This is a genomic window from Lysinibacillus sp. GbtcB16, assembly GCF_019091145.1.
GTDB lineage: Bacteria > Bacillota > Bacilli > Bacillales_A > Planococcaceae > Lysinibacillus > Lysinibacillus fusiformis.
In genome coordinates, this window is record NZ_JAGXJV010000938.1 from 1 (window position 1) to 231 (window position 231).

Below are 231 nucleotides of genomic sequence, written 5' to 3' on the forward strand. Positions count from 1 at the left end.
ATTTACTTTATTGTTCTTTCAGCAAAATTCCATTTTGTACAACAACTTGCCCATTTTTAATATCTGTATTTGTATGGTTCATGCCATAGAAGTATTGTAATTGCTTATAATTAGCAACATCTAAATTAATAACATCCGCTTTTTTATCAACTTCAAGGGAACCTATTTGTTCGCCTCGGTTCACTGCATACGCGGCATTAATTGTTGTTGCTGTTAGTACTTCCTCTAGTG

At 33.3% G+C, this 231-nt stretch carries 1 protein-coding gene; it reads right to left on the reverse strand.

Annotated features, from left to right (window positions below):
* Window positions 1-7 precede the first annotated feature (7 nt).
* Window positions 8-231, reverse strand: a 224-nt coding sequence (locus tag KVT27_RS26380; protein WP_217582358.1) for an amidohydrolase family protein, incomplete at its 5' end; no start/stop codon positions are given.